General features: G+C 50.0%; 16 protein-coding genes. 9 read left to right on the forward strand and 7 right to left on the reverse strand.

Features of this window, described 5'->3' with window-relative positions; translation table 11 throughout:
* Positions 1-170 precede the first annotated feature (170 nt).
* Both Pla110_RS04190 and Pla110_RS04195 read right to left on the reverse strand, forming a co-directional pair.
* A complete protein-coding gene (locus Pla110_RS04190) occupies positions 171-1,418 on the reverse strand; it encodes a hypothetical protein (RefSeq protein ID WP_144993550.1) in 1,248 nt (415 codons plus the stop codon).
* Positions 1,419-1,656: 238 nt separating this feature from the next.
* Positions 1,657-1,896 (reverse strand): hypothetical protein, encoded by a 240-nt coding sequence (locus Pla110_RS04195; protein ID WP_144993552.1) that lies wholly within the window; start codon positions 1,894-1,896, stop codon positions 1,657-1,659.
* Between the two features lie 340 nt (positions 1,897-2,236).
* On the opposite strand from Pla110_RS04195, the gene Pla110_RS04200 reads away from it, so the two are divergent.
* Positions 2,237-3,223, forward strand: a complete 987-nt coding sequence (locus Pla110_RS04200) for a hypothetical protein (protein WP_144993554.1) — start codon at positions 2,237-2,239, stop codon at positions 3,221-3,223.
* A gap of 80 nt (positions 3,224-3,303) precedes the next feature.
* Here the strand turns inward: Pla110_RS04200 and Pla110_RS04205 are convergent, their stop codons facing one another.
* The 3 genes from Pla110_RS04205 to Pla110_RS04215 all read right to left on the reverse strand — a co-directional run bounded on the left by Pla110_RS04205 (position 3,304) and on the right by Pla110_RS04215 (position 6,176).
* On the reverse strand, positions 3,304-3,585 hold the full coding sequence (locus Pla110_RS04205) for a hypothetical protein (protein WP_144993556.1): 282 nt from the start codon (positions 3,583-3,585) through the stop codon (positions 3,304-3,306).
* A gap of 104 nt (positions 3,586-3,689) precedes the next feature.
* On the reverse strand, positions 3,690-4,358 hold the full coding sequence (locus Pla110_RS04210; RefSeq protein ID WP_144993559.1) for a hypothetical protein: 669 nt from the start codon (positions 4,356-4,358) through the stop codon (positions 3,690-3,692).
* Between the two features lie 270 nt (positions 4,359-4,628).
* Positions 4,629-6,176 (reverse strand): hypothetical protein, encoded by a 1,548-nt coding sequence (locus Pla110_RS04215; protein WP_144993561.1) that lies wholly within the window; start codon positions 6,174-6,176, stop codon positions 4,629-4,631.
* A gap of 524 nt (positions 6,177-6,700) precedes the next feature.
* Between Pla110_RS04215 and Pla110_RS04220 the strand changes: the two genes are divergently transcribed.
* Positions 6,701-7,306 (forward strand): hypothetical protein, encoded by a 606-nt coding sequence (locus Pla110_RS04220; RefSeq protein WP_144993564.1) that lies wholly within the window; start codon positions 6,701-6,703, stop codon positions 7,304-7,306.
* Between the two features lie 150 nt (positions 7,307-7,456).
* Here the strand turns inward: Pla110_RS04220 and Pla110_RS04225 are convergent, their stop codons facing one another.
* Positions 7,457-9,049, reverse strand: a complete 1,593-nt coding sequence (locus Pla110_RS04225; RefSeq protein ID WP_144993566.1) for a putative sulfate exporter family transporter — start codon at positions 9,047-9,049, stop codon at positions 7,457-7,459.
* Between the two features lie 335 nt (positions 9,050-9,384).
* Between Pla110_RS04225 and fliD the strand changes: the two genes are divergently transcribed.
* The 6 genes from fliD to Pla110_RS04255 all read left to right on the forward strand — a co-directional run bounded on the left by fliD (position 9,385) and on the right by Pla110_RS04255 (position 18,049).
* Positions 9,385-12,468: a flagellar filament capping protein FliD gene (fliD, locus tag Pla110_RS04230; protein WP_144993568.1), complete on the forward strand. Its 3,084-nt coding sequence runs from the start codon at positions 9,385-9,387 to the stop codon at positions 12,466-12,468.
* A 118-nt stretch (positions 12,469-12,586) separates the two neighbouring features.
* Entirely contained in the window at positions 12,587-13,012 is a 426-nt protein-coding gene (fliS, locus tag Pla110_RS04235; RefSeq protein WP_144993570.1) for a flagellar export chaperone FliS, read from the forward strand.
* A 174-nt stretch (positions 13,013-13,186) separates the two neighbouring features.
* Entirely contained in the window at positions 13,187-15,106 is a 1,920-nt protein-coding gene (locus tag Pla110_RS04240; protein WP_144993572.1) for a hypothetical protein, read from the forward strand.
* Positions 15,107-15,433: 327 nt separating this feature from the next.
* On the forward strand, positions 15,434-15,979 hold the full coding sequence (locus Pla110_RS04245; protein ID WP_144993574.1) for a PSP1 C-terminal domain-containing protein: 546 nt from the start codon (positions 15,434-15,436) through the stop codon (positions 15,977-15,979).
* A gap of 53 nt (positions 15,980-16,032) precedes the next feature.
* The gene (locus Pla110_RS04250) at positions 16,033-17,181 is read left to right on the forward strand and encodes a hypothetical protein (protein ID WP_144993576.1); all 1,149 of its coding nucleotides are present in this window, start codon (positions 16,033-16,035) and stop codon (positions 17,179-17,181) included.
* A gap of 64 nt (positions 17,182-17,245) precedes the next feature.
* Positions 17,246-18,049 carry a class I SAM-dependent methyltransferase gene (locus Pla110_RS04255; protein WP_144993578.1) on the forward strand — a complete coding sequence of 268 codons (804 nt, stop codon included), beginning with the start codon at positions 17,246-17,248 and terminating at the stop codon, positions 18,047-18,049.
* A gap of 253 nt (positions 18,050-18,302) precedes the next feature.
* Here the strand turns inward: Pla110_RS04255 and Pla110_RS04260 are convergent, their stop codons facing one another.
* A complete protein-coding gene (locus Pla110_RS04260; protein ID WP_144993580.1) occupies positions 18,303-19,493 on the reverse strand; it encodes a glycosyltransferase family 4 protein in 1,191 nt (396 codons plus the stop codon).
* Between the two features lie 486 nt (positions 19,494-19,979).
* On the opposite strand from Pla110_RS04260, the gene Pla110_RS04265 reads away from it, so the two are divergent.
* Positions 19,980-20,975 (forward strand): sugar phosphate isomerase/epimerase family protein, encoded by a 996-nt coding sequence (locus Pla110_RS04265; protein WP_144993582.1) that lies wholly within the window; start codon positions 19,980-19,982, stop codon positions 20,973-20,975.
* Positions 20,976-21,067: the final 92 nt, after the last annotated feature.

Raw genomic sequence — 21,067 nt, forward strand, 5'->3', positions numbered from 1 at the left:
ATCCGATGGGAGCGAGGATATCAATTAAAGATCTCGGCGCGTAGAGAGAACTTCAACGGGCTGTTAGGCGTGTTATTCATGTCTCATTACAACGACTGTTTTCTTTAGAACCCCACTCACATCCACCTGCCACGCTCCTCGACTGCGGAACACATCGTATGATCAATGTGCTAGCCCGTAGACCTGTCTCTCCGCTTTTTCATGACATATATACATATTCCGACGAGTACAAACAGGTTAAGCAATGCAACTGGGTGTGTTAAAAAGGTGCCCACGAAGCCATTTGCACCTTTTTGCCCACTAGCCTGGCGCGTGGCCATAACCGTACCCGGGTCCACTCCTTCCAGGTAGCTATGCGCCACCGTTGGCTCGTCATTCTGTATGGGTGGCGTTTCTATCTCATAAACTGGCATACCGTCAGGAATGTCGATCTTACTAAAGTAGCTATCGTCGAAATCAGGACTATAGTCCATGTTTTTAATGACTATTTCATCTGTCGCGGTCGATTTTTCCTGAACAACGTTTAAATGATTAATATTGTCAACGTAACTATGCAACAATATGCGCTCTGGATAAAAAATATTTGATTCTATCTCACCCCATTCGACCACTTCGCCAACCATCGTCGGCTTATCAGAATTCTCATACTTTCTCTCATACACCTCATATCTCTCTGGTATATAGTTTTTAGTTTTATTTATAATAATTACCTCCGTGAGGATAGGCTCTACCTCTTTCGATGGCGATGCATCGTAGTATGAAAATTCTAAAGCAATCGTGTCGCTGCGATCACTATTTTTGTTATCACGAACACGGACCTGGTATGGGAACTGTAGTTTGGATTGATTTCCCTGCTCCGAGAGGGCGAGATCATATCCTCTCACGGCGGTTGATAGCTTCACACCATTCAATTGAGAGTACTTAAACATAAGCATGTAAGGAAATGAGCGAACGAAAGGTAATTGTTTGTAGTGACAAATGTTTGCGTACGTATCTTGCGCAATTGATGTTGTCAAATCGCCATCATATTGAGTCTTGAACTCCAAGCGAATTCTCCCGGCCTTGATTTTATCGAGAAGCGATTTGTCAGATTCTTTATCCAACTGTGAAGCCGTTGCGTCCGTTTCCCAATCGGACGTACTGTATACAAAGAATCTGCCTGCTTGGAAGACGCAATGAAGACGTTCAGTCGAACGGGAGGATGGAAGCATAACACCACCAGATTCGCCAAGCCGCTTGACAGCTGGCATCTTAATATTGCTTGTACGTTCATATATTACATCATATGCAATATCTGAGGAATAAAACTCTTCGTTGGCGGAAATCGCCTCGGCAAGCTCCACTTCCCAACTGCTTGCTATTACAGGCGAAACTCCTACTATAATGATAACGATCGACGTCCCTAACTTTCCCCACATGGTATACCACCTTTAGAAAACGGACTTAGCAAATTCTCAACAAGACATCCGCCGAGAGGCTATGAACACCTGGTCGCGCTGGACATTACCGTTATGCGCGTAGTGTTTTATGGATAACGAGCCTCCACATTTGTGCTAAATGCCATAGGCGAGATGTATAGGTGCAAGAAGCAGTCATAGCTGAAAATCATTATTGTAAAAAACACTCCACAGGAGGGGCCAGGTCAAACGCATGAAGTTATGCTGTGATTCCCGTTAGATAGGGTAACAGATTTTCGAAACGCCAGCTGGCTTTGAGGCGTTTCGCCCGGAGGCTTCTTTTTTCACTCTGGTCGCGTTTGACCAGCGACAACGCCAGACGCCGGAAGATCGCCGCGTTTGCCGCATCCTCTCCCTTTCGAATCCGGCTCGCATCTTCTGCCAAAGTTACATCCAGACTCCAGGGTAACTGGTTTTCAATCCGCCAGTGATCACGCACTTAACGCGCGAGCAATCGCACTTCCTGTGGCACGCAAATACAAAATGGTCCTCACACAATAAGGATATACGATAAAACAGGTAGGTCAGAAAGTTCTCTGTTTTGCCGTTCCAAAATGAGTTAATGTGGATGATTCATGGCACGACTGGGCCACGCAAGTGTTTTCACAACAAGACCATTGACCCGAGAATGGGTGTCACTTATGAGATATGTATTTGCAAATCAAATATTTCGTCTAATAACCATGTTCGTCATTTGCTGCTGTCTCTTAATGGGATGTAAGAAGATTACTAATTATGAGTCGATATATAAAGAAGATGTATTCTGCGATGGAAACTCTGTGTCTGTTGTGATTTCAAAGTCCACTGGTGCGAGAAGCGAGGATCCTCTCTCTCACAGCACTAGCGACCTTGTTTTTGAAATAAATGATTACTGGTTGTTAAATTGGTCTGTCTCAGATAATTCAGCAGATATTTGTAACCCAGAGACTCAATATTTGGGATGGAATAAAAGAGGGGATTACAATATCGAAGGAGAAACGCGAAACCAATACGCGGAAGTCGAGAATCATACCAAAGGCATTGGAATTCCTGGTTTCGCACTCACTTTCGGAAAGGAAGTGGGGATCTTGAAACAAGGACATAAGAAACATTATGCTCATCACGCCGCATCAAAAGGGTCTATTATATCAAGAACTCGAAAGTATGTGTTTTGCTGGCAGCCGGCACCGGTTATTTACACGATTCCCGACATGGAGCCGGTTGTGAAAATTCATCAAAGTGAGGCATTTGAAAAGTTTAAAGAACGGTTTCTATGGCGTTCTAACAACGTAAGTGAAATTCTTACTGACGATCTTAAATACTTGATTGTTGTACCTCGTAATGGTGTGTCAGAAGTTAACGATAGAGGATACAAGGATTCAAAAGCGTTTTGTTACGACATCAATAGTGACAAATATTTCACGTTCATGATTAATCAGCCCGGTGATTATCGAATTGAAGACGCTGGATTAATTCGTGGTGAACTACATTGGTTAGCTTACAAATTTAAAAATACTGCTATTGGGCATGAGGGCTATACATATAACATTTACAATTCCGAGTCGCAGCTTGTTGATAAATTCTCTCTCTCGTCTGATTATCTTGACAATTTATATTGGCAGCCAGAGGAACAACTGATTTGGTTTGTCAAGAACGTCACAATGGACCTTATGGAGGGTATAGGGGTTGTTGAGGCAGTTACTGTAGTGAAATTCAGTATTCGTGACGGATCAACCGAAGAAATTAGTTTACCAGTACCGGACAAGTTGTTGGTGCCAACTCAATAGGAATGTCTGGTGTTGATTCCTTATTGTTTACCATCTGCATCCAGCACACCTTACCCCAGTATCAGGGCAATCGCATGAAATTATGCTGTTATTCCCGTTAGATAGGGTAACAGATTTTCGAAACGCCAGCTGGCTTTGAGGCGTTTCGCCCGGAGGCTTCTTTTTTCACTCTGGTCGCGTTTGACCAGCGACAACGCCAGACGTCGGAAGATCGCCGCGTTTGCCGCATCCTCTCCCTTTCGAATCCGGCTCGCATCTTCTGCCAAAGTTACATCCAGACTCCAGGGTAACTGGTTTTCAATCCGCCAGTGATCACGCATGTGACGCGCGAGCAATCGCACTTTCGGTGGCAGCGAACTGATGAAGTAGAACCCATCCTGAAACCCGGTTGTGGTTCACTTGGAGCCTTTAGAATAAGGTTGGTTTTGACCCATCAGAGGGTTTCAGGACCGCTTGTATTGTAAGTTCAGTCGCTATTACCTTCTCTCGATTTTGAATAAAGGGCTTTCTGCCGATTCATCCATTCGATGCCTGACAGCCCATTAAAGATATCTTCCGTCAATGTGAGATTAGCTTCTTTCTTCAAGGTGTCGTTCAGTTCCTTGGCTAATATCCAGGACTCAAAGGAATTGAAATTGGTAGGATACGTTGTCCCCATATTAAAGCTCAGGTAACCGACGCCGATGACCAACTCTTCATCAGCGGTTTTAATAAACAATGTCCCCAACTGCCCTCCATGACCCACGGATATATAAATGTTCGAAAAATCAGAATAAGCTTCTCGTCTCATGTTGGATATTCGTAAAGCATTTTCAAAGCGTTCCAGATCGTCTTTATCACTGACCAGAATATGTATGTCCTTCTTGTTATTGAGGTTGCGAAATCCTCTTATCTCGATGGATACGATTTCCAGCCCATCAATGGGAATCGCATCCCAGTTTGCACAACACGTTTTCTCGCGGACACGTTCAAAGTCTTTCTCATCTGGTATGAGACAAGAACCGTAGGCTTTTCCAGGATGGTAATCATCGCCGTCTTGCTCACTTTCTGCAAAAAGAGTTCCGAAGAAAAGGTGATGGCATAGTAGCATGCAAGTGGTAACTAAACAGAATAAGCAGAGCTTACTGCTGGCCATTATTCTTCTCCCAGTTTTTGTCATGTCTCATCGATCCCCAAGGTGATCATTACGATTCTAGAATACGGGACCCACAGCAAAACTCAACGCAAAACTCACGGAAGACCAGTGGTTACTGATTCAGCACTGATTTCTCTCGCGAGTTCTAGGACAGATTCTCGTCGACAGATTTCGTCCATTGGTTTGCATTGTCCTATCGCGTGTATGAGATCAAATTCGGCAAGTGAGTCTAGCCCAGGTAGGCAGCAAACTCTTGCCCGGCACCGTTGATTAATTATGAGTGAACTTGAGCGAGTAGAGATCGCACTCTCTCATCACGAATCTCAATCGGACAGGTCGGCCTGCTTGTGCTCCCAGTGTAGATCCTTGCTTCCAACTGACTTTCTGTTCGATGCTGTCTCCCACAATCGGTGTGCAGTCCTCCAGTGTGAGACTGGGAAGAGGCTTTCCGTTCTCGTCTTGAACTTCAACCAGCAGGCTGCCAGCGGCCGAGGTGCTGACATTGAGGATCAACTCATCTCCTTCGAAGACCAGCGGCCTCGTCAGCAATTCACCTTTCTCAAGACCAGCGTGGACGGACACAAATCCATCTGTGCGCAATACGTGCCGTACACCGCTCTTGGCATGATAGATGGACATCTCGGTTTCGCTTGTGGGGATGACTTTTCGGGCTGCATAGTTGGAACGGTTTCCCCAGCGATCCCGGGAGAGTCCCGGACGGATGAATGCGTCTTTGAACAGTCGGCTGTAGGATGTTGAGCCTGCTCTGGTTGTCATAAACAGAATATCGGTAGAGGAACCGCGATCAGGCATGTAGCGGGTTGGAGTCGATATGTAAATATGCGGAGCGCGAAAATAGGCGTGAGTCTGGCTCGTGTAGAGGTGCTCTCCGGGTAGATTTGGTTCCATGGCGACCGGCTCGCTCCACTCCTTGAAATCAGACGAGGTAGTGCGGCTGATCGTGCGCAAGCCATTCTGGATACCATTTCCTCCCGTATGTGGATCGCGCCAGGTGCGCACATAAGCGACGTATTGGTTTTCGGCTTCCGACCAGAAGGCGACGTTTTGAGAGTCAAATGCTTTCCCCTCGGGAACCGGGATGACTGGCTTGTCGCTGCTGCGATTCCAGCGAATACCATCGGGTGATACGAAGGTAAAAAGGCCTCCAGGCAGGCCGTCGGTATATCCATATCTTTTCAACTCAGCATCTGTTGCTCCATTTTTTCGAAGCGATACTGTGTAATACTCGCTGGTCCGTTCTACTCCCGCCAGGGCTTTAAAACGTTCTTCCGGTGGGCAGTCCGGGTGCTCATCCAGAAAGGGGGCTAAGTTGTGAGTAAAGGGAGCTGCTGTCCAGATCACATTGTTCACATCACTTTTGTCTTTCATCTTGAATAGATTCAGTTCGGGTTTCGTCCATTCATGTCCGTCTCTGCTTTCAGCGTAGCGGTAGAGTTCCTGTGGCCCGCCAGTTCCTTTGCCACCATGCCTTTTTCCTGCAACCGTATAATCCGGGTCTTTGGTGCGATACCAGGCTCGGTAGAGCACCCCTTTTTTGTCGCTGTCCTTAACGACCGTCGCGTAATCACCAATCAGCGGTGATTTTGCAATAGGCATTGGCTGGGGATGATGTAACTGGAACTCCACACCTTCCATCTTGTCGACGAGTAACTGATCGACAAACAGCTCCAGTCGAGAACCAATTTCAATTCCCTTTCCGGGGGCAGGCGATTCTGCCTGCGTCACACCTGCAGACAATGCCAAATAGAGAACCATCACTTTGCTGGCGTTCACGAGTGTTCCAAGATTAAATTTCATGCTGTGCATTTTCTTCTTTCTGAATGTTTCTCTGCCGAACACCTACCGCCATTTATTAAAATCAAATTGCTCCCAATGATAGACGGTCTACGGTTCAGTTAGTTAGCTCAGCATTTAAAGAGACTCTTTTCAGTACATGAGCTTGAGTGTGTAGTTAGTATTTAGCAACTCAGAGACAGTTTCAAAGGCATAAGACAACAGAACAGATTGGCTTGTTGATAGCACTGAAGGTGATCCTAACAGGAGGACATACTCATGTCTCATCGATTCCCGCGGTAATTAGTATGATTTCAGAATACGTGTTCCCTGTTGGAACTCAAAGCAAAACTGATGGAAGACAGAGTTCATTTAGTAAAGTGATTCCGCTGGATATGAACAGGTCAATGACGACAACGAATGTCTCGTAAACACGATCTCTATGGGAGCGGAGGCGTTTGCTTAATCGGTACCCTGCCATCATTCTCTGGCCGGACAGATGTGAGTTTCCATAGGTTTTTAAGGCCAGACTCTAAGTGGAAATGGAAATGATGACGATTTTAAAGCATGATGAATTAGGTTTTGAAGCCAATTATGCTGTTCGTGAATCATCCGCCCAACAGTCGGCGATTTTCCAGCGATACATTTTTGACCGGCAGCGGTCGGAGGCAAAGCCAGATGAATTACAGTACGAGACTTGGTCTGGCGGATCACTTGTACTTGAAGTCTACCCGCCAGCTGGCGACCCATGGATTGGACATTTTCGCAGCGGTAGGAACGGTATCAATGGTGTCTTCGGAACCCCTTCCCCAGATGTTGTCTGCGTTGTTGCAGAAGGGCAAGGGTACTTGATTCCAGTTTCCCAACCAGATCAATTTATAGAGATCCAAAGCTCGCCGATGCTGCACATTTTCTCCATTCCAAGCTGCCAGCTGATCTGCTTTGGAGACTTCACTGTAATAGAAGCGTATGGTCCCAAAGGTCGTGTATGGATGACGGAGCAATTGTCTTGGGATGGCTTGGAAATAATAGAAGCTACTGAAATAGGCATTCGCGGGAATGCTTGGGATGCACCTGCTAACAAATATGTCAAATTTATCGTTGATCCCAGCGACGGAACACATGTTGGCGGGGCAAGGCCAGATCGCTATTAAGGTAAACCTGCAATTCTGGAAATCACTGATATGGACACCGTTTTATTTGAGCCCACTATGAAATCTTCAGATTGCTGAGCAGTGTGGCCGGCAAGAACCGCGTAAGCGACTCACCGCTGAAGAACAAGTGCCTCCTACATCCAAAACACATTACCCCAGCATCGACGCTATCGAGTCTTTGAAGATGACTTCAAACATGAGCCAGGCCATGAAGAGGGTGAGGGCCAGGTTGATGGATTGGCCGATGAGGTAGAGGACCAGCGGTTTGCCTCCTTCGATGAGTCCGGCCAGCTCTTTGAAGTTGGTCTCCAGGCCGATGCTGACGAACGCGAGGCAGAAGAACCAGCCGCGCAGGACGTCGCTGCTCCCTTTGTACATGCTGGTGATCAGCGTGTCGCCCGCAGGCAAAGTGGCGGCCAGGTACGAGAAGACGAGCGAAGCGCCGATGAACCCGAGTACGAATTTCGGGAAGCGGTACCAGATTTCCCAAACAGTGGGTTGAGGTCCGTCAATCGCTCCGGTTGCACTGCGAGGCTCGACTTTAATGACCCAGTAGATCGCGACGAAGAAGGCAATCACGCCAATCAGAATGTTCTGGATCATCTTAACCGTGATGGCGACTTCTTCTGCCAGGGGACCAAGCAGGGAACCGGCTGCGGCGACGGCACCGGTGGCGTCAATCGTTCCTCCCATCCAGGCGCCTCCCAGGACTTCACTCATTCCCAGCGCCTTGATGATGATGGGCATCACGAACATCATGATCGCGGTGAAGGCGAGCGAGAGGCCAATGGCAAGCGAAAGCTCTTCCTTCTTTGCCCGGCAGGCGGCGGCGGTCGCAATGGCGGCCGAGACTCCACAGACCGACATGTCGGCCGAGATCGTCATGTTCAAACTTTTGGAACTGATCTTTAAGACACGCTGCCCAATCATATAAGTCGAGACCAGCACGATGGGGGTCACGACCCAGGCGACGAAGACTCCCGGTACCCCGAGGATTAACAGTCGCTCCAGCAGGATTTTCGCACCCAGCAGAACTAGACCGGTTTTAATGTAGAACTCGGTCTTCACCCCCGGTTTCAGCCAGGCGGGGGTGCCGATGGTGTTACTGATCAATAAACCGACCAGCAAGGCCCAGAGTGGGTATTCGATGCCAGCCGCTTTGATCGATGCCTGTGACGCGAGAACGTAGGACAGAATCGCGAGTAGAAAGATCACGGGAAACGCACGCAGGAATGCGGCCCCTTTCCCATCCATGCATTGAATTCCGAGACCAAAGAGCAGGGCACTGACAAAAAAGACAACCAGGATGGCGGGTACAATGCTTGTGGGTGCATCGTCGTCTGTTTTGCCAGGACTGTAGAACGCGTCAAGTGGGGACGACTCCCATTTTTGGAGCTTCGTCAGCCACGGTTTCACCGGGTTGGGGGCGATTGATTTTTCGATCAAGACAACCTCGTCCCGTTTCGCCTGGATCGCCTCCGTGTCCGGCGTGTCGGCTTCTTTGAGTTCCCGAATCTCGGAGCGGAGCGTGTCGATCCGAGCGGACTGCTCGACCACATCGGCGGGCCGGGCGGCATACACCGCGAGAAAGCTGACCGTCAGAATGATTGCCCCCAACCAGATCGCCCACCAGTCCTCTTTACGATAGAGATCACTCCAGGAAGGCGTTCCCGCCGTGGTTACGATTTCTTCAGAGGGAGAGTCGTTAGAGGAGGGGGTTTGGCCAGAGGGTGTTTCAGACATAGGGCGGGCTTTGATTATCTGAGGGATTAAGGCAGGGGTAGATGCAGTCTGTTTGGAAAAAGTTCTGCAGCATTATTGTCGTTATTTATCAAAAAATTTCAATTAACCCGGTTTTTGAAGTGTGCATGGACGTTCAGTGTTGGCGTGGGGGCCATGTCATAGTCGGTAAAACCGGCATTTCGAGCATTTTTCACGCAGGTTACTCATTCGGAACGGACAATTCATGAAGTCGTCAGGCGATCTTTGCCGAAATGATACGAATGGCTGCGGAAGGACTTCGCGCAGTCTGTTAAGTACGCCCGAGGCTTTCGAGTTTCACTCTCTGAGTTCAATCTATGTCTGGTATATCTTCATCTGTCGGCTTGATCAGTGGAATTAACAGCGCTGATCTTGTAGACCAATTGATGAGTCTGGAACGCCTGAAGGTGGACCGGCTGGAGTCGCGCGTCACGACTTTCGAGTCGACGCAAAACGGAATTGAATTACTGGAATCGAACCTGTCTGTCTTTGAAGGCATGTTCACCAGCCTTAGTACCAAAACAACTCACGAGCAGATTAAGACTACCGTGAGCGATACTGCTCAGATGACGGTGACGACGTCCGGGTTGGATGCGATCGGCAATTATTCGCTGCAAACGCTCCAGCTGAGTGATAACGATCAATATCGATCCAAAGGGTACTCCGATCGCGATTCGAGCACGCTGGGGACAGGCAGCATCACGATTGCCTCCGATGGGTTTCTGAATGAACCAACATTGATCGAGGAATTAAACGGCGGTGCAGGCATTCGCCGGGGTAGCTTTGAAATTACCGATCGCAGTGGAGCTAAAGCGGAGATCGATATCTCCGATGCTTATACGGTTGATGAGATACTGACGGCCATCAATAGCGCCGAAGAAATTGATGTGGAAGCCTTCGCGGAAGGGGACAAGCTGGTCCTCCGCGATCGTACCGGAAGTACGACCAGTAATCTGATCGTCAAGGACTTGAAGGGAGGAGGAGCGGCTGCTGACTTGGGAATCGTGGGCTCGGTCAGTGCTGATAAAATAAGCGGATCATCCATTTTCGAACTGACGGCTGATTTCAAACTGTCCGCCTTGAACGATGGAAATGGCCTGCGGCTGGATTCAGGGACGGAGGATCTGGTCATCACGTTAACGGACGATACGGTAATCAATATTGACCTCGAAGATGTTACCAATATTCAAAGTTTCCTGAATGCAATTAATGATCATGAGGATAATGGAGGCAAAGTGCTGGCCTCGTTTGAGAACGAACGCTTCAAGCTGGAAGACCTTTCTGGCGGTGGTGGAAGCAGTAGTTTTCAGGTGGAGAATGGGGCGAATTCCGAAGTTCTCGCGCAGCTAGGACTCGATGTGACCGAGAGCGGGGGCGTCATTACCAGCCGCAAACTGACCGGTGGGATGAATTCGGTCCTGCTGCGAAATCTCAATGGGGGATCGGGAATCGGAACGTTGGGGACTCTCGACTTGACCGACCGCGCAGGGAATACGGCAACGGTCGATTTATCCAACGCTGAATCGCTCGATGAAGTATTAACTGCCATCAATGATGCTGAAACGGGTGGCGGGACCAAGCTGCAGATTCGCGCTTATGTTAATAGCGACGGAACGGGTATCACGATTGAAGATTTCTCGGGAGCGACCGATTCCAATCTGGTTGTTGCGGATTCCGGCGGAGGAACAATCGCGGCTGATTTAAATATCGCCGTCGATGCGGCAGAGACTTCCGTCGAGTCGGGAGCTTTGAATTTGCAATATGCCAACGCTGCTACCAAATTAAGTGATTTCACTCAGAACGATGCTCTCTCGACAGGCAGTATAAGGGTAACCGATGCGGCGGGCCGTGATTTCACCGTCTCTGTCAGTTCGAGCGTGACCGATATTGGTGACTTGATCGAACGTGTTGCATTGGAGCAAGGGGATATCACAGGCAGTGCCGAAGTCTTGCTTTCCAATTTAAATGGTGGGGAAGGTGCAGGAACTCTGGGTTCCATTGATGTGACCGACCGGTCGGGCAAGACGGCAACGCTCGACCTCTCCGGGGCGACTACACTGGACGACGTTATTACGGCCATCAACAACGCGCAAGACGCCGGGCTAAATGATCTTTCTCTGGAAGCACGTATTAACAGTGCGGGGACGGGGATCATTATTGAGGATAACTCGGGGGCGACGGCCAGCAATCTGGTCATTGCCGATGTGGGTGGCTCCACCCTGGCAGCGGAATTGAACATCACTGTTGATGCCGCGCAGAAATCGATTAACAGCGGCGACTTGAATCATCAGTCTGTTCGCGTTCAGCTCAACGAGTTCGGCGACGGTTTTACACTGGTTGACTACTCGGGTGGTGCGGGCGATCTGGAAGTAGAAGAAATCGATTCGGATACCGCCGAAGACCTGGGCATTCTTGGTTCAGGGACGACTGGAGGGGATGGCCGATCGCAGATTCAGGCCCGTCTTTCCACAGTTATCGAAGTGGAGGCGGATGATACACTGGACGATATTCTCGCTAAACTGGGTTCAGATACTCGTAATGCGACAGCTAATATTTTCAACAGTGGTTCGAATTTCAATCCGTTCCATTTGAATATCAGTTCCGAGAATGGTGCAGAGAACCGGCTGGTGATTAATACCTCTGGTATCGATTTCAAGTTTGATCAAACGAGTGTTGCTAAGGATGCCCGATTACGTCTGGGGGAAGAAGCGAGTACAGGATTTGTACTTTCGTCGAACGATAATACTTTCGACGACGTTGCTGGATTTCTGGACGTGACGGTAACCAAAGTCGCCACGACAGTGAGCGAAGTGACGGTGACACGAAATACCAACAGTATCAAGTCGCAGTTGCAAACGTTCGTCAGCGCGTTTAACTCTCTCGTGGATACGACGAATCAACTGACCAAGTTCGATATTGAAGAAAACTCAAAAGGGATTTTACAGGGAAGTGGCCTGGTGCTGCGAATTCGTCAGCGAATGGATTCCCTGATCAGCAAAACCTTTGGTTCTAATACAGCGGTCAAAGACCTGTCCCAACTGGGAATTACCTTTACGGAAGGTGGGAAGGTTGCTTTTGATGCTGCCAAGTTCGATTCCATCATCGCTTCCAATCCGGATGATGTTCGAGACTTCTTCCTGAATGAAACCAGAGGGTTTGCGAAATCGGGAACGAGCGTGGTTGAGTCAGTAACGGGAGATCAGGGAGCCGCCACTCTGGAAAAAGAGGCGCTTCAAAATTCAATCGACGACCTGAATACTCGAATCGAACAACTCGACGAAATTCTCGCGGTTCGTAAACAGCGTTTGCTGATCCAGTTCGTCAACATGGAGAACATTCTGGGCGATCTCCAGTCGCAACAACAGACGTTAACCCAGATCGCGACGCTCAGTAAATCTTGATCGCTGACGTCTGAATGAAGGCGAACAATGGGGGCAGTTGACGCTCTTATTGTTCAGTTTCCTTGTTTATTACATGTGTATCACTCTTTTCTGAATTTGAGTTGGTGAAGGATAACCCATGAATCCTGCAAACGAATATCTTGAAAATCGTGTCATGACTGCCACGCCGGAGCAATTGCACCTGATGGTTGTTGACGGTGCGATCAGAAAAGCGAAACAGTCCCATATAGCGATGGAAGCCAACGATTATGAAGCGGCTCATTACACATTGAACGAAAGCCGGGATTTCGTGATGGAGATCATCACCGGCATGAAGTATGCGGGCGATTCCGAATTGATCCTGCATCTGAAATCGCTGTTTGCTTTTGTGTATAAGCGGTTAGTAGAAGCGGATATGGAGCGTTCTTTAGGTCATATTGCGGAGGCTCTCGAGGTATTAGAGCATCACCGCGATACCTGGATGCGACTTTGTGAAGAAGTTCAATTGCAAAAAAAGGGAGCTACCACTCATGAGCTCAATGGTCCGCACGGTTGGGTTTCGTAACGGTATCATTAAGGTGAAGAGAATTTTCATCTACGGATCGGGAGTTCTCCACGATTATCGATGAGTGGGGTGTTTCCAATTGGGAGTGAATTGAAGTAAAATAAGGGGAATAGTCAGCTTGCCCGTCTCTTCCCAATGAGACCTCTTCATAGAAGTTCCCGGAATCTTCAGCTTATGTCCGCCTTCCCCACATCAGCCGATCTCTCCGTACCGGAGAGACTGCATCAGTTACCGGATGAACAGTTTGCTCAAATTTTGATTGATGAAGGCTGGTTGAAGCCGCTGTCGGTGAAAGCAAATCGCCAAATCAAGTCGCCACTGGGAGAACAACTGGCGCAACGGATTCAGAGAGAATGGATCAAGTCGAACCTGATTAAACGGGCTCATCGTTTACTTCCGGTAGAGATGGTTGCCTGGTCCGCGGAATCACTACTCAGTCCCGTTCTGGATGTTTCTCCCGAATCCCAATTTCTTCTGGCTCAAGAAGAACTGACCCAATTGACGGGATCTTCCGCTCGCATCAGCTCCAAAAAACGGTTGTTGATTTCAATACAACTTTCTGAATGCCTGACCTACCTCGGAAGCAATCAGCCCGAGTTTCTCCCAGCGACGTCTTATCAGCTTCTCAGTATGGTGGAGATCCTGATTAAAGGAGGCGCGATCTGGTCGCCTGCCGAGTTCTGGGAACTCTACCGTTGGGTAACCACCCAGTTCCTGCGACTGCTTGCGATGCGCGAGGAGAATTTAGGCGCTCAGGCGACTCCCGTGCAGGTTCTGATTCTAGAAGGGGAACTTCCCTGGCTGTCGGGACTGCTCTTCTCGAAGGCAGAGGTATTCAAAGAGTTTGGCAAGTCAGGACAGAAGACGCTGAAAAAAGCGTTGAAAGGGCACCTCGATAATGATGGTACGCCCCAGGCAGTATTGATCGAAAACTTTGGCGACTGGTTGGCTCCCTTGGTTCGCAGCCAGTTCTGGGGAGCAGTGTTCGACAAGTCGTTGTGGAAGCCAAAACAGAGTGACTTGTATGACGTTCTCTTGGAGCGGGCCGCACAACTTTGTCATCCCTCCGGGCGTCTTCTCTTTTCTGCTGGTGGAGACTGGCTGCAAGCGGGAATGCTACAAAGCGCGATGCGTCTCACAGGTTTTGCCAATGATAGTAAACCTCTGAAATACGTGACGCAAATTGCTTCGACTCCTGTCGAAAGCCGGAACGGTCTGGTGGTCAAAAGCCGTAAATGGGGAAGCGTCAAAAATTCAATCTCGTCTCAGTCCGATTGGGCGGAATTGGCAGTGATGCGATCGAACTGGGCGCTCGATGCCGATACGATCGCCGTCGCGCACCATCAACTTTTTCCCAAACTGGAAATGAGCATCGCCGGAAACAAACTGTTTCAAGGTGACTGGGAAATCGAAGTCCGACTGCAGGGCCGTAAGCGAAAACTATCCGGAGAGTGGGAATGTTCCTGCTGGTATTCCGATCGAGAGATTGATTATCTCGAATTGAGTTTACCCATCACGGAAGAAATCGCCATCAATCGTCAGATCGTGCTCTCCCGTGAAGATCATTTCGCGATGTTGATCGAGTCGGTATCGCAGGCGGGCGATCAACAGGTCGAAATCTACTCCAGGTTGCCGCTGGCGACGAATGTTGAATTGGATCCGGACCAGACATCGCGTGAATGGCGACTCAATGCGGGCACTAAGCCAGTTCGGATTTTCCCATTGGACGAACCGCAGTTTAAAGTCAATAAAACTGATGGCGAACTTCGCTGCGAAAACGGCATGTTGGAACAAAAGCAGAATGGGATAGGAGCAGCAATCAATGTCCTGTTCCTTGACTGGCACCCGCGTCGGAACCGCGAGCGAGTCGAATGGCGTAAGCTGTCAGTCACCGAAAACCGACGTCTACTTCCTACTGGCGAAGCGTTTGCCGCCCGGATTCGATTGAAAAATCGACAGTGGTTGTTCTACCGGTCACTGAAAACGGGCTGGGAGTGGCCTCGAGCGGTCTTAGGGCTACACACGAACTACGAGACTGTTCTCGGCCGATTCGACTCCAAAGGAAATATTGTCCCGCTGGTCAACGTGGAATAAATCCGTTAGTTGACGTCGAATAGGACCTTTCTAATACCCTGTGGGGCAGGCTTTGCCGCTGACTATCTAATTGTGTCCATTCCTGACGAATATAGCCGGATTCTTTTTTTACTCCGGCAGGCTCTTTTCATTTGGTCACCTCCTGCGAAATAATGGTGATAGGGTTTGTCGCGAGCAACTGCCGATCGAATTGGTGCGAGTAGCTACGCGATAGCCCATACATGATGAATCGTCCCTCAGCCCGGTTTCGTTTTGGGAAACCGACCCTGTGATGAGGGGCTGAGTTACACAAAATAAATAATATTCAAAATAGATGAGGTGTTTACCATGAGTACGGCAAGCACAGAAGTCGCACTACAAGTCCTGATACGTTACGGGACGATCTCGCAAGTCGAACGTTGCACCGTGATGACGGCAGAGGCGATTCCTCGCGGTGCGAACGTAGTGGTGCAAACGGAGCGGGGTGAGGAACTGGCTGAACTGCTGCAATCAGTGCCTGAAGGCCAACAGGCTTCCGAAGACGAAGCTGCGGGTACGCTACTGCTCAGAATTGCGACCGAAGAAGAAGTTACACAGGCTCGGAAGCTGACTGAAAAATGCGAAGAGGAATTCCCTCTATGGCAAAAACGAATTGAAGATTGGAAACTGCAGCTGGAATTGATCGATCTGGAACGGACGTTGGATGATTCGCTGCTGATCCTGTATGTACTGAATGACCGTGGACCGGACTGTACGAAACTGGCGTTACGCGTCTCGGCCGAGGGACTCGGGAATGTCAAAGTGCAACCTGTCGATGCGGACGGCCCTGTCGCGGTAACGGCGGCTGTCGGCACCGGTACCTGCTCTTCCGGCGGTAGCTGTGGTTGCCGGTAGCTGAATCTGGTATCTCTCTCGCTTTCTACCTTTGATATTTAGATCCCATTCTTATGAGTCTGTTTGCTGAACTGAAAGATTGTCACCAGTCCCACACGCCTGAAGAACTGGTGCAATTGTTGATTACCCGCCTCGAAGAACAGCAGGAATACAACAAGCTGTTCGATGCGTTGATGGTGCAGGTCCGTCTGAAACGGGGATTGCCCCTGTCGAACCCGACGACCTTCGAAGCCGTTCCGAGTGACCAGCAAACCGAGTTCGAAGAAGAATATGTGAACTCCGCCCGCCGGGTAGGGGAACTCTTTCTTAAACAGGGAAGTATTCCTCAAGGATGGGTATACCTGCGCACCATTGGGGAGCAGGACAAAGTCAAACAGGCTCTGGAAGAATTGGAACTGGAAGGGCTCGACCAGGATTACGGGGACGAAGTCATTAATGTAGCCCTGTACGAAAATGCTCACCCTGTGCGCGGTTTGGAAGTGATGCTGAAGATTCGCGGGACGTGTAACACGATTACCGCCTGTGATCAGGCGATGGCCCAGATGTCTGCCGAAGAGCGAGTCGTCGCGGCCCGTCTGCTGGTGAATCATCTTTACACCGAATTGCAAGGTTCGCTTCTGTACGCGATCGAGCGGAAGGAAGAGAAAAGCCCGGAACTCGTCTCGATACGCGAATTGATGATCGATCGCGACTGGTTGTTCGCCGATGGAAATTACCACATCGATGTCTCTCATCTTCACTCCGTCGTACGGTTCGCCCGATTTGTTGAAGCAGGCGATGACGAACTGGATAAGGCTCGCGAATTGACAGAATACGGTACCCGCCTGGCGGAACCGTTTCAGTATCCTTCGGAAGCTCCATTCGAGGAATACTATCCCGCCCACCGGGCCTTCTTTGATGTGCTCTCTGGCGATGGTCGCGATGCGGGCATCGCTTACTTCGAGAAGAAAGTGGAAGAGGCAGCCGACGAACGGGACGCGGCGATGTCCGCCTATGTGCTGGTCGACTTACTTTGCCGCATCAAAGATTACTCCCGGGCGATTCCTCTGGCCGAGAAGCACCTTAAGGAGATCGAAGACCCGAACGGATTTTCGTTTTCGCGCCTCTGTCATCTCGCGCAAGATTACGAGACATTAAGAACGACTTCGGAAGCGAATAACGATCCGGTTGGATTTACTCTGGGCCTACTGGGTTCGAAATAACCAGGTGGATATAGATCTGATGCGGATAAAGATTGGATCGTGTTGTGCGTGAAAGCGGGATTGCATGTCGTTTTACAAGAAGAATGAGCACGCCTGGGACCAGCTCGCTGTGCAGCGAAGCCAGTTCACCCGTCTCGCTACAGACGAAGAATGTGCTGCACCGCTGAAAACCTTGGACAGCCGGGGTTGGTTACCCGAATCGGTCGTCGGTAAGAAAGTCCTTTGTCTCGCCTCGGGGGGCGGCTGGCAGTCGATCCTGTATGCCTGTGCCGGCGCCGAAGTGACAGTCGTCGATTTGAGCAGTCACATGTTGCAACTCGATCGACAGGAAGCTGATCGTCGTGATTTGAACGTGACCATCGTGCAGACCTCGATGGATGATCTCTCCATGCTGGAAGATGATCAGTTTGATATTGTTCATCAACCGGTGAGCACCTGTTACGTCTCCGATCTGCTTAAGGTCTACGAACAAATTGCCCGCGTCTCTCGTACAGGCGCGATCTATATCAGCCAGCACAAACAACCCACAAGCTTGCAGATCTCTCACCGTGACGCGCAGGATCGCTATGTCCTGGGGCTTGAGTATTACCAGCGCGGGGCGCTTCCCCCTGTTGAAGATAAGAGCTACCGAGAAAAAGGAGCGACCGAGTTCCTGCATCGTTGGGAAGATCTGGTCGGTGGTTTATGCCGCACCGGTTTTGTCCTGGAAGACCTACGGGAACCTTGCCGCGCCGACTACAGCGCCCCCGCCGGGCACTTCCGCCATCGAGGCCGGTACGTCGCCCCCTACGTCCGCTTAAAAGCAAGACGCCTTCCCCGAGAAGTGGAAACGCATACCACCCGCAAACAATTGTGGACCCCGGAATAGGTAAGCGGGGTTTTATCGTACTTAATCTGGCGACGGGCGTTATTTGTTTGTCCTGCTGCTTCTGTTCAATCGATTTATGTCAGTTGAATTGCAAATTGCTTTTTGAAACACGTAGGAACAACCAGTCAATTAACGGTAGACGGAACACAACGGCATTTCTCCCTTATCTCCGTAGTCGAGTTCCTCGCAGAAGACAGCATGATACAATCAACAGGCCGAATTGTTCCACCATTTTAAAGCGATGTCGCAACCTCTACGCCACTTGTTTTTCGGCTTGAGGTTGGGTGGGGAGTGGCTCGGGTTTGGTGGTTTGTTCGAGTCTGGGGGCCTGTAGTTCTTCTTCTGTGACGATAGGTTCTAATGTTCCCGCCCACCATTCTTTGAGCAGTTTCAGTTCTTCCGCTCCGCCTAATTTAGTTCCGATGGCCGCGGCGAGAACCAGGCCGCAGCCAGTCCAGGAAAGCCACTCCCATTGCAAGTAAGACCCTGCGAGCGTAAAGCCTGCCATCAACCCGGAAAGCGCAGCGATGCACGTCGTGACCTGAGCGGGTGAGAACCCCCGGTTCAATAACTGGTGATGAATGTGGAGGCGATCGGGTTCCGCAATGCTCCGCTGGATTAACATTCGTCGCAAGATGGCGAGGGCGGTATCAAAGGCAGGCAAGCTGAGCAGCACGATGGGAACGGACAAGGTCAGGCCTGTGACCGTCTTGGTGGAGCTGACGAGTGCGAAGGCACCGACCCAGAACCCGAGCAGATGACTTCCCGAGTCGCCCAGATAAATCCGGGCAGGGGCCCAGTTGTGAATCAGAAAACCGGCCAGGCTGCCACTTGCAATCATTAACAGCGTGGCGACGTCACTCGAACCGATTAACGTGGCGTGAATTGCAGCGGCAATGAAGACGATCAAACTGACAGTGCCCGCCAGACCATCGACGCCATCAATGAGGTTCAGGGCGTTGATCGCCGCAATCAGAAAGAGTCCCGTGAATAACCAACCGACCGAACCAAGAGAGACCGTGACGCCCAATAATTGAATGGACGGGATCACCGGGCAAAGAATCAGGTAAGGGAGAATCGCCAGAATCTGGCAGACCAGTTTGTGTTTGGGGCGTAAATGATGCAGGTCGTCATACAGTCCGAGACCACAAAGCAGAAGAGAGGTTATCCCCAGGCCCAACCATTGGCTGGTCGGAATTTCAAAGGGGAAAATACCCAGAGAATGCGTTAACAGCACAGAGACTGATAATCCGACAAGGATGCTCATTCCACCGAGAAGAGGAACGGGGGCTTGGTGCAACTTCCGTTTGCCATCAGGTTGGTCAAACCAACGGAAGTTCTGCGCGAGCGGAATCGCCAAGCGACAGGCGAGCCAGGTCATTCCCAGCGCCAGTGTGGTGGCGATGCCCAGATCGAGATTGTCGAGGAGGAAAGAGTATGCCAAAAGCCTGATCCCTGGCGATATCGGTGCGTCGTGCGATTGTATAAGTAGGCGATAGCGAGAGGTTCTAAAGCCGAGTTCGAAGTCTGTCAGAAGAATTAACAGAATCTACTGAAATCGAGTATAGCCTGAGAGCCCGTCGCGTCAACATATTACCACGATTCCGGCCAAGGATTATAGAGAGCGGCTACGACAGACGTTTGGAAGAGGCTCGCCCATCGTTGACATTCCCCGGAAACTGCTCTACCTTGGCCGGTTGTCGTATTCGATGTTCACCGGCGGTCCGTTATTCCTGCGCGGCAGGTTTGTTCGCTACGTTCATCAATCGCCATCTTTATACATCACTCGATTCTGATCCTCGCCAATGCCGATTGGAATCGTTAGAACCTATCCTGAAACCTCGTTGTGGTATTTGTTGAGCTGGCAAATTAAAGGCTCACGTGACTCATCAGAAGGTTCCAGGGCTACTTTCGAAAGAGGGACAGAATCATGGGCAGACCCGTCACACTTTTTACCGGTCAGTGGGCCGATCTTCCGTTGGAGGAACTGTGTCGTAAAGCTCGTGAGTTTGGGTATGATGGGCTCGAACTTGCCTGCTGGGGTGACCATTTTGAAGTCGACAAAGCGATCTCAGATGACACGTACTGCTCGCGTAAGCGGGAACTGCTCGAAAAATACGACCTGCAATTGTTCGCCATTTCCAATCACCTGGTAGGACAGGCTGTTTGCGATAACATCGACGAACGCCACCAGGCCATCCTGCCCGAATATGTCTGGGGTGATGGTAACCCAGCTGGTGTGCGCGAGCGGGCCATTGAAGAAATGAAAAACACCGCACGGGCGGCGCGCAAGTTGAACGTGAAGACGGTGAACGGGTTCACCGGTTCCAGCATCTGGCATCTCATTTACGACTTCCCTCCGACACCCGCGTCCATGATCGACGCCGGTTACCAACTCTTCGCGGACCTGTGGAATCCAATCATGGATGTCTTCGGCGAATGTGGTGTGAAGTTCGGGCTCGAAGTTCATCCAGGTGAAATCGGCTTTGATATTTATTCCGCCGAACGGACTTTGCAGGCGATTGATCGTCGTGAAGAGTTTGGTTTCAACTTCGATCCGAGCCATCTGATTTGGCAAGGGATTGATCCGGTCGAATTTATCCGCTACTTCCCGGATCGCATTTATCACGTCCACATGAAAGACGCTTCAGTTACGTTAAACGGTCGCAGCGGGATTCTGGCAAGCCACATTCGCTTTGGTGATCCCCGTCGTGGTTGGGATTTCCGTAGCGTCGGTCGAGGTGGTGTTCGCTTTGAAGAAATCATTCGTGCGCTCAACGCGGTCAAATACAATGGCCCTCTTTCGGTGGAATGGGAAGACTCGGGAATGAACCGGGATCAAGGGGCTAAAGAAGCAGCTGACTTCTGCCACAACGTCGACTTCCAACCTTCCGATGTCGATTTCGACGCCGCCTTTGGCGACTGAGTCGGACTTGAGTGATCAAACATTAAAAACCGCCGCAGGATTTTCCTCGCGGCGGTTTTTTTGTGTATCAACAACGATGAACAACGATCAGC

Source organism: Polystyrenella longa (genome assembly GCF_007750395.1).
In the GTDB taxonomy this organism is placed as follows: domain Bacteria; phylum Planctomycetota; class Planctomycetia; order Planctomycetales; family Planctomycetaceae; genus Polystyrenella; species Polystyrenella longa.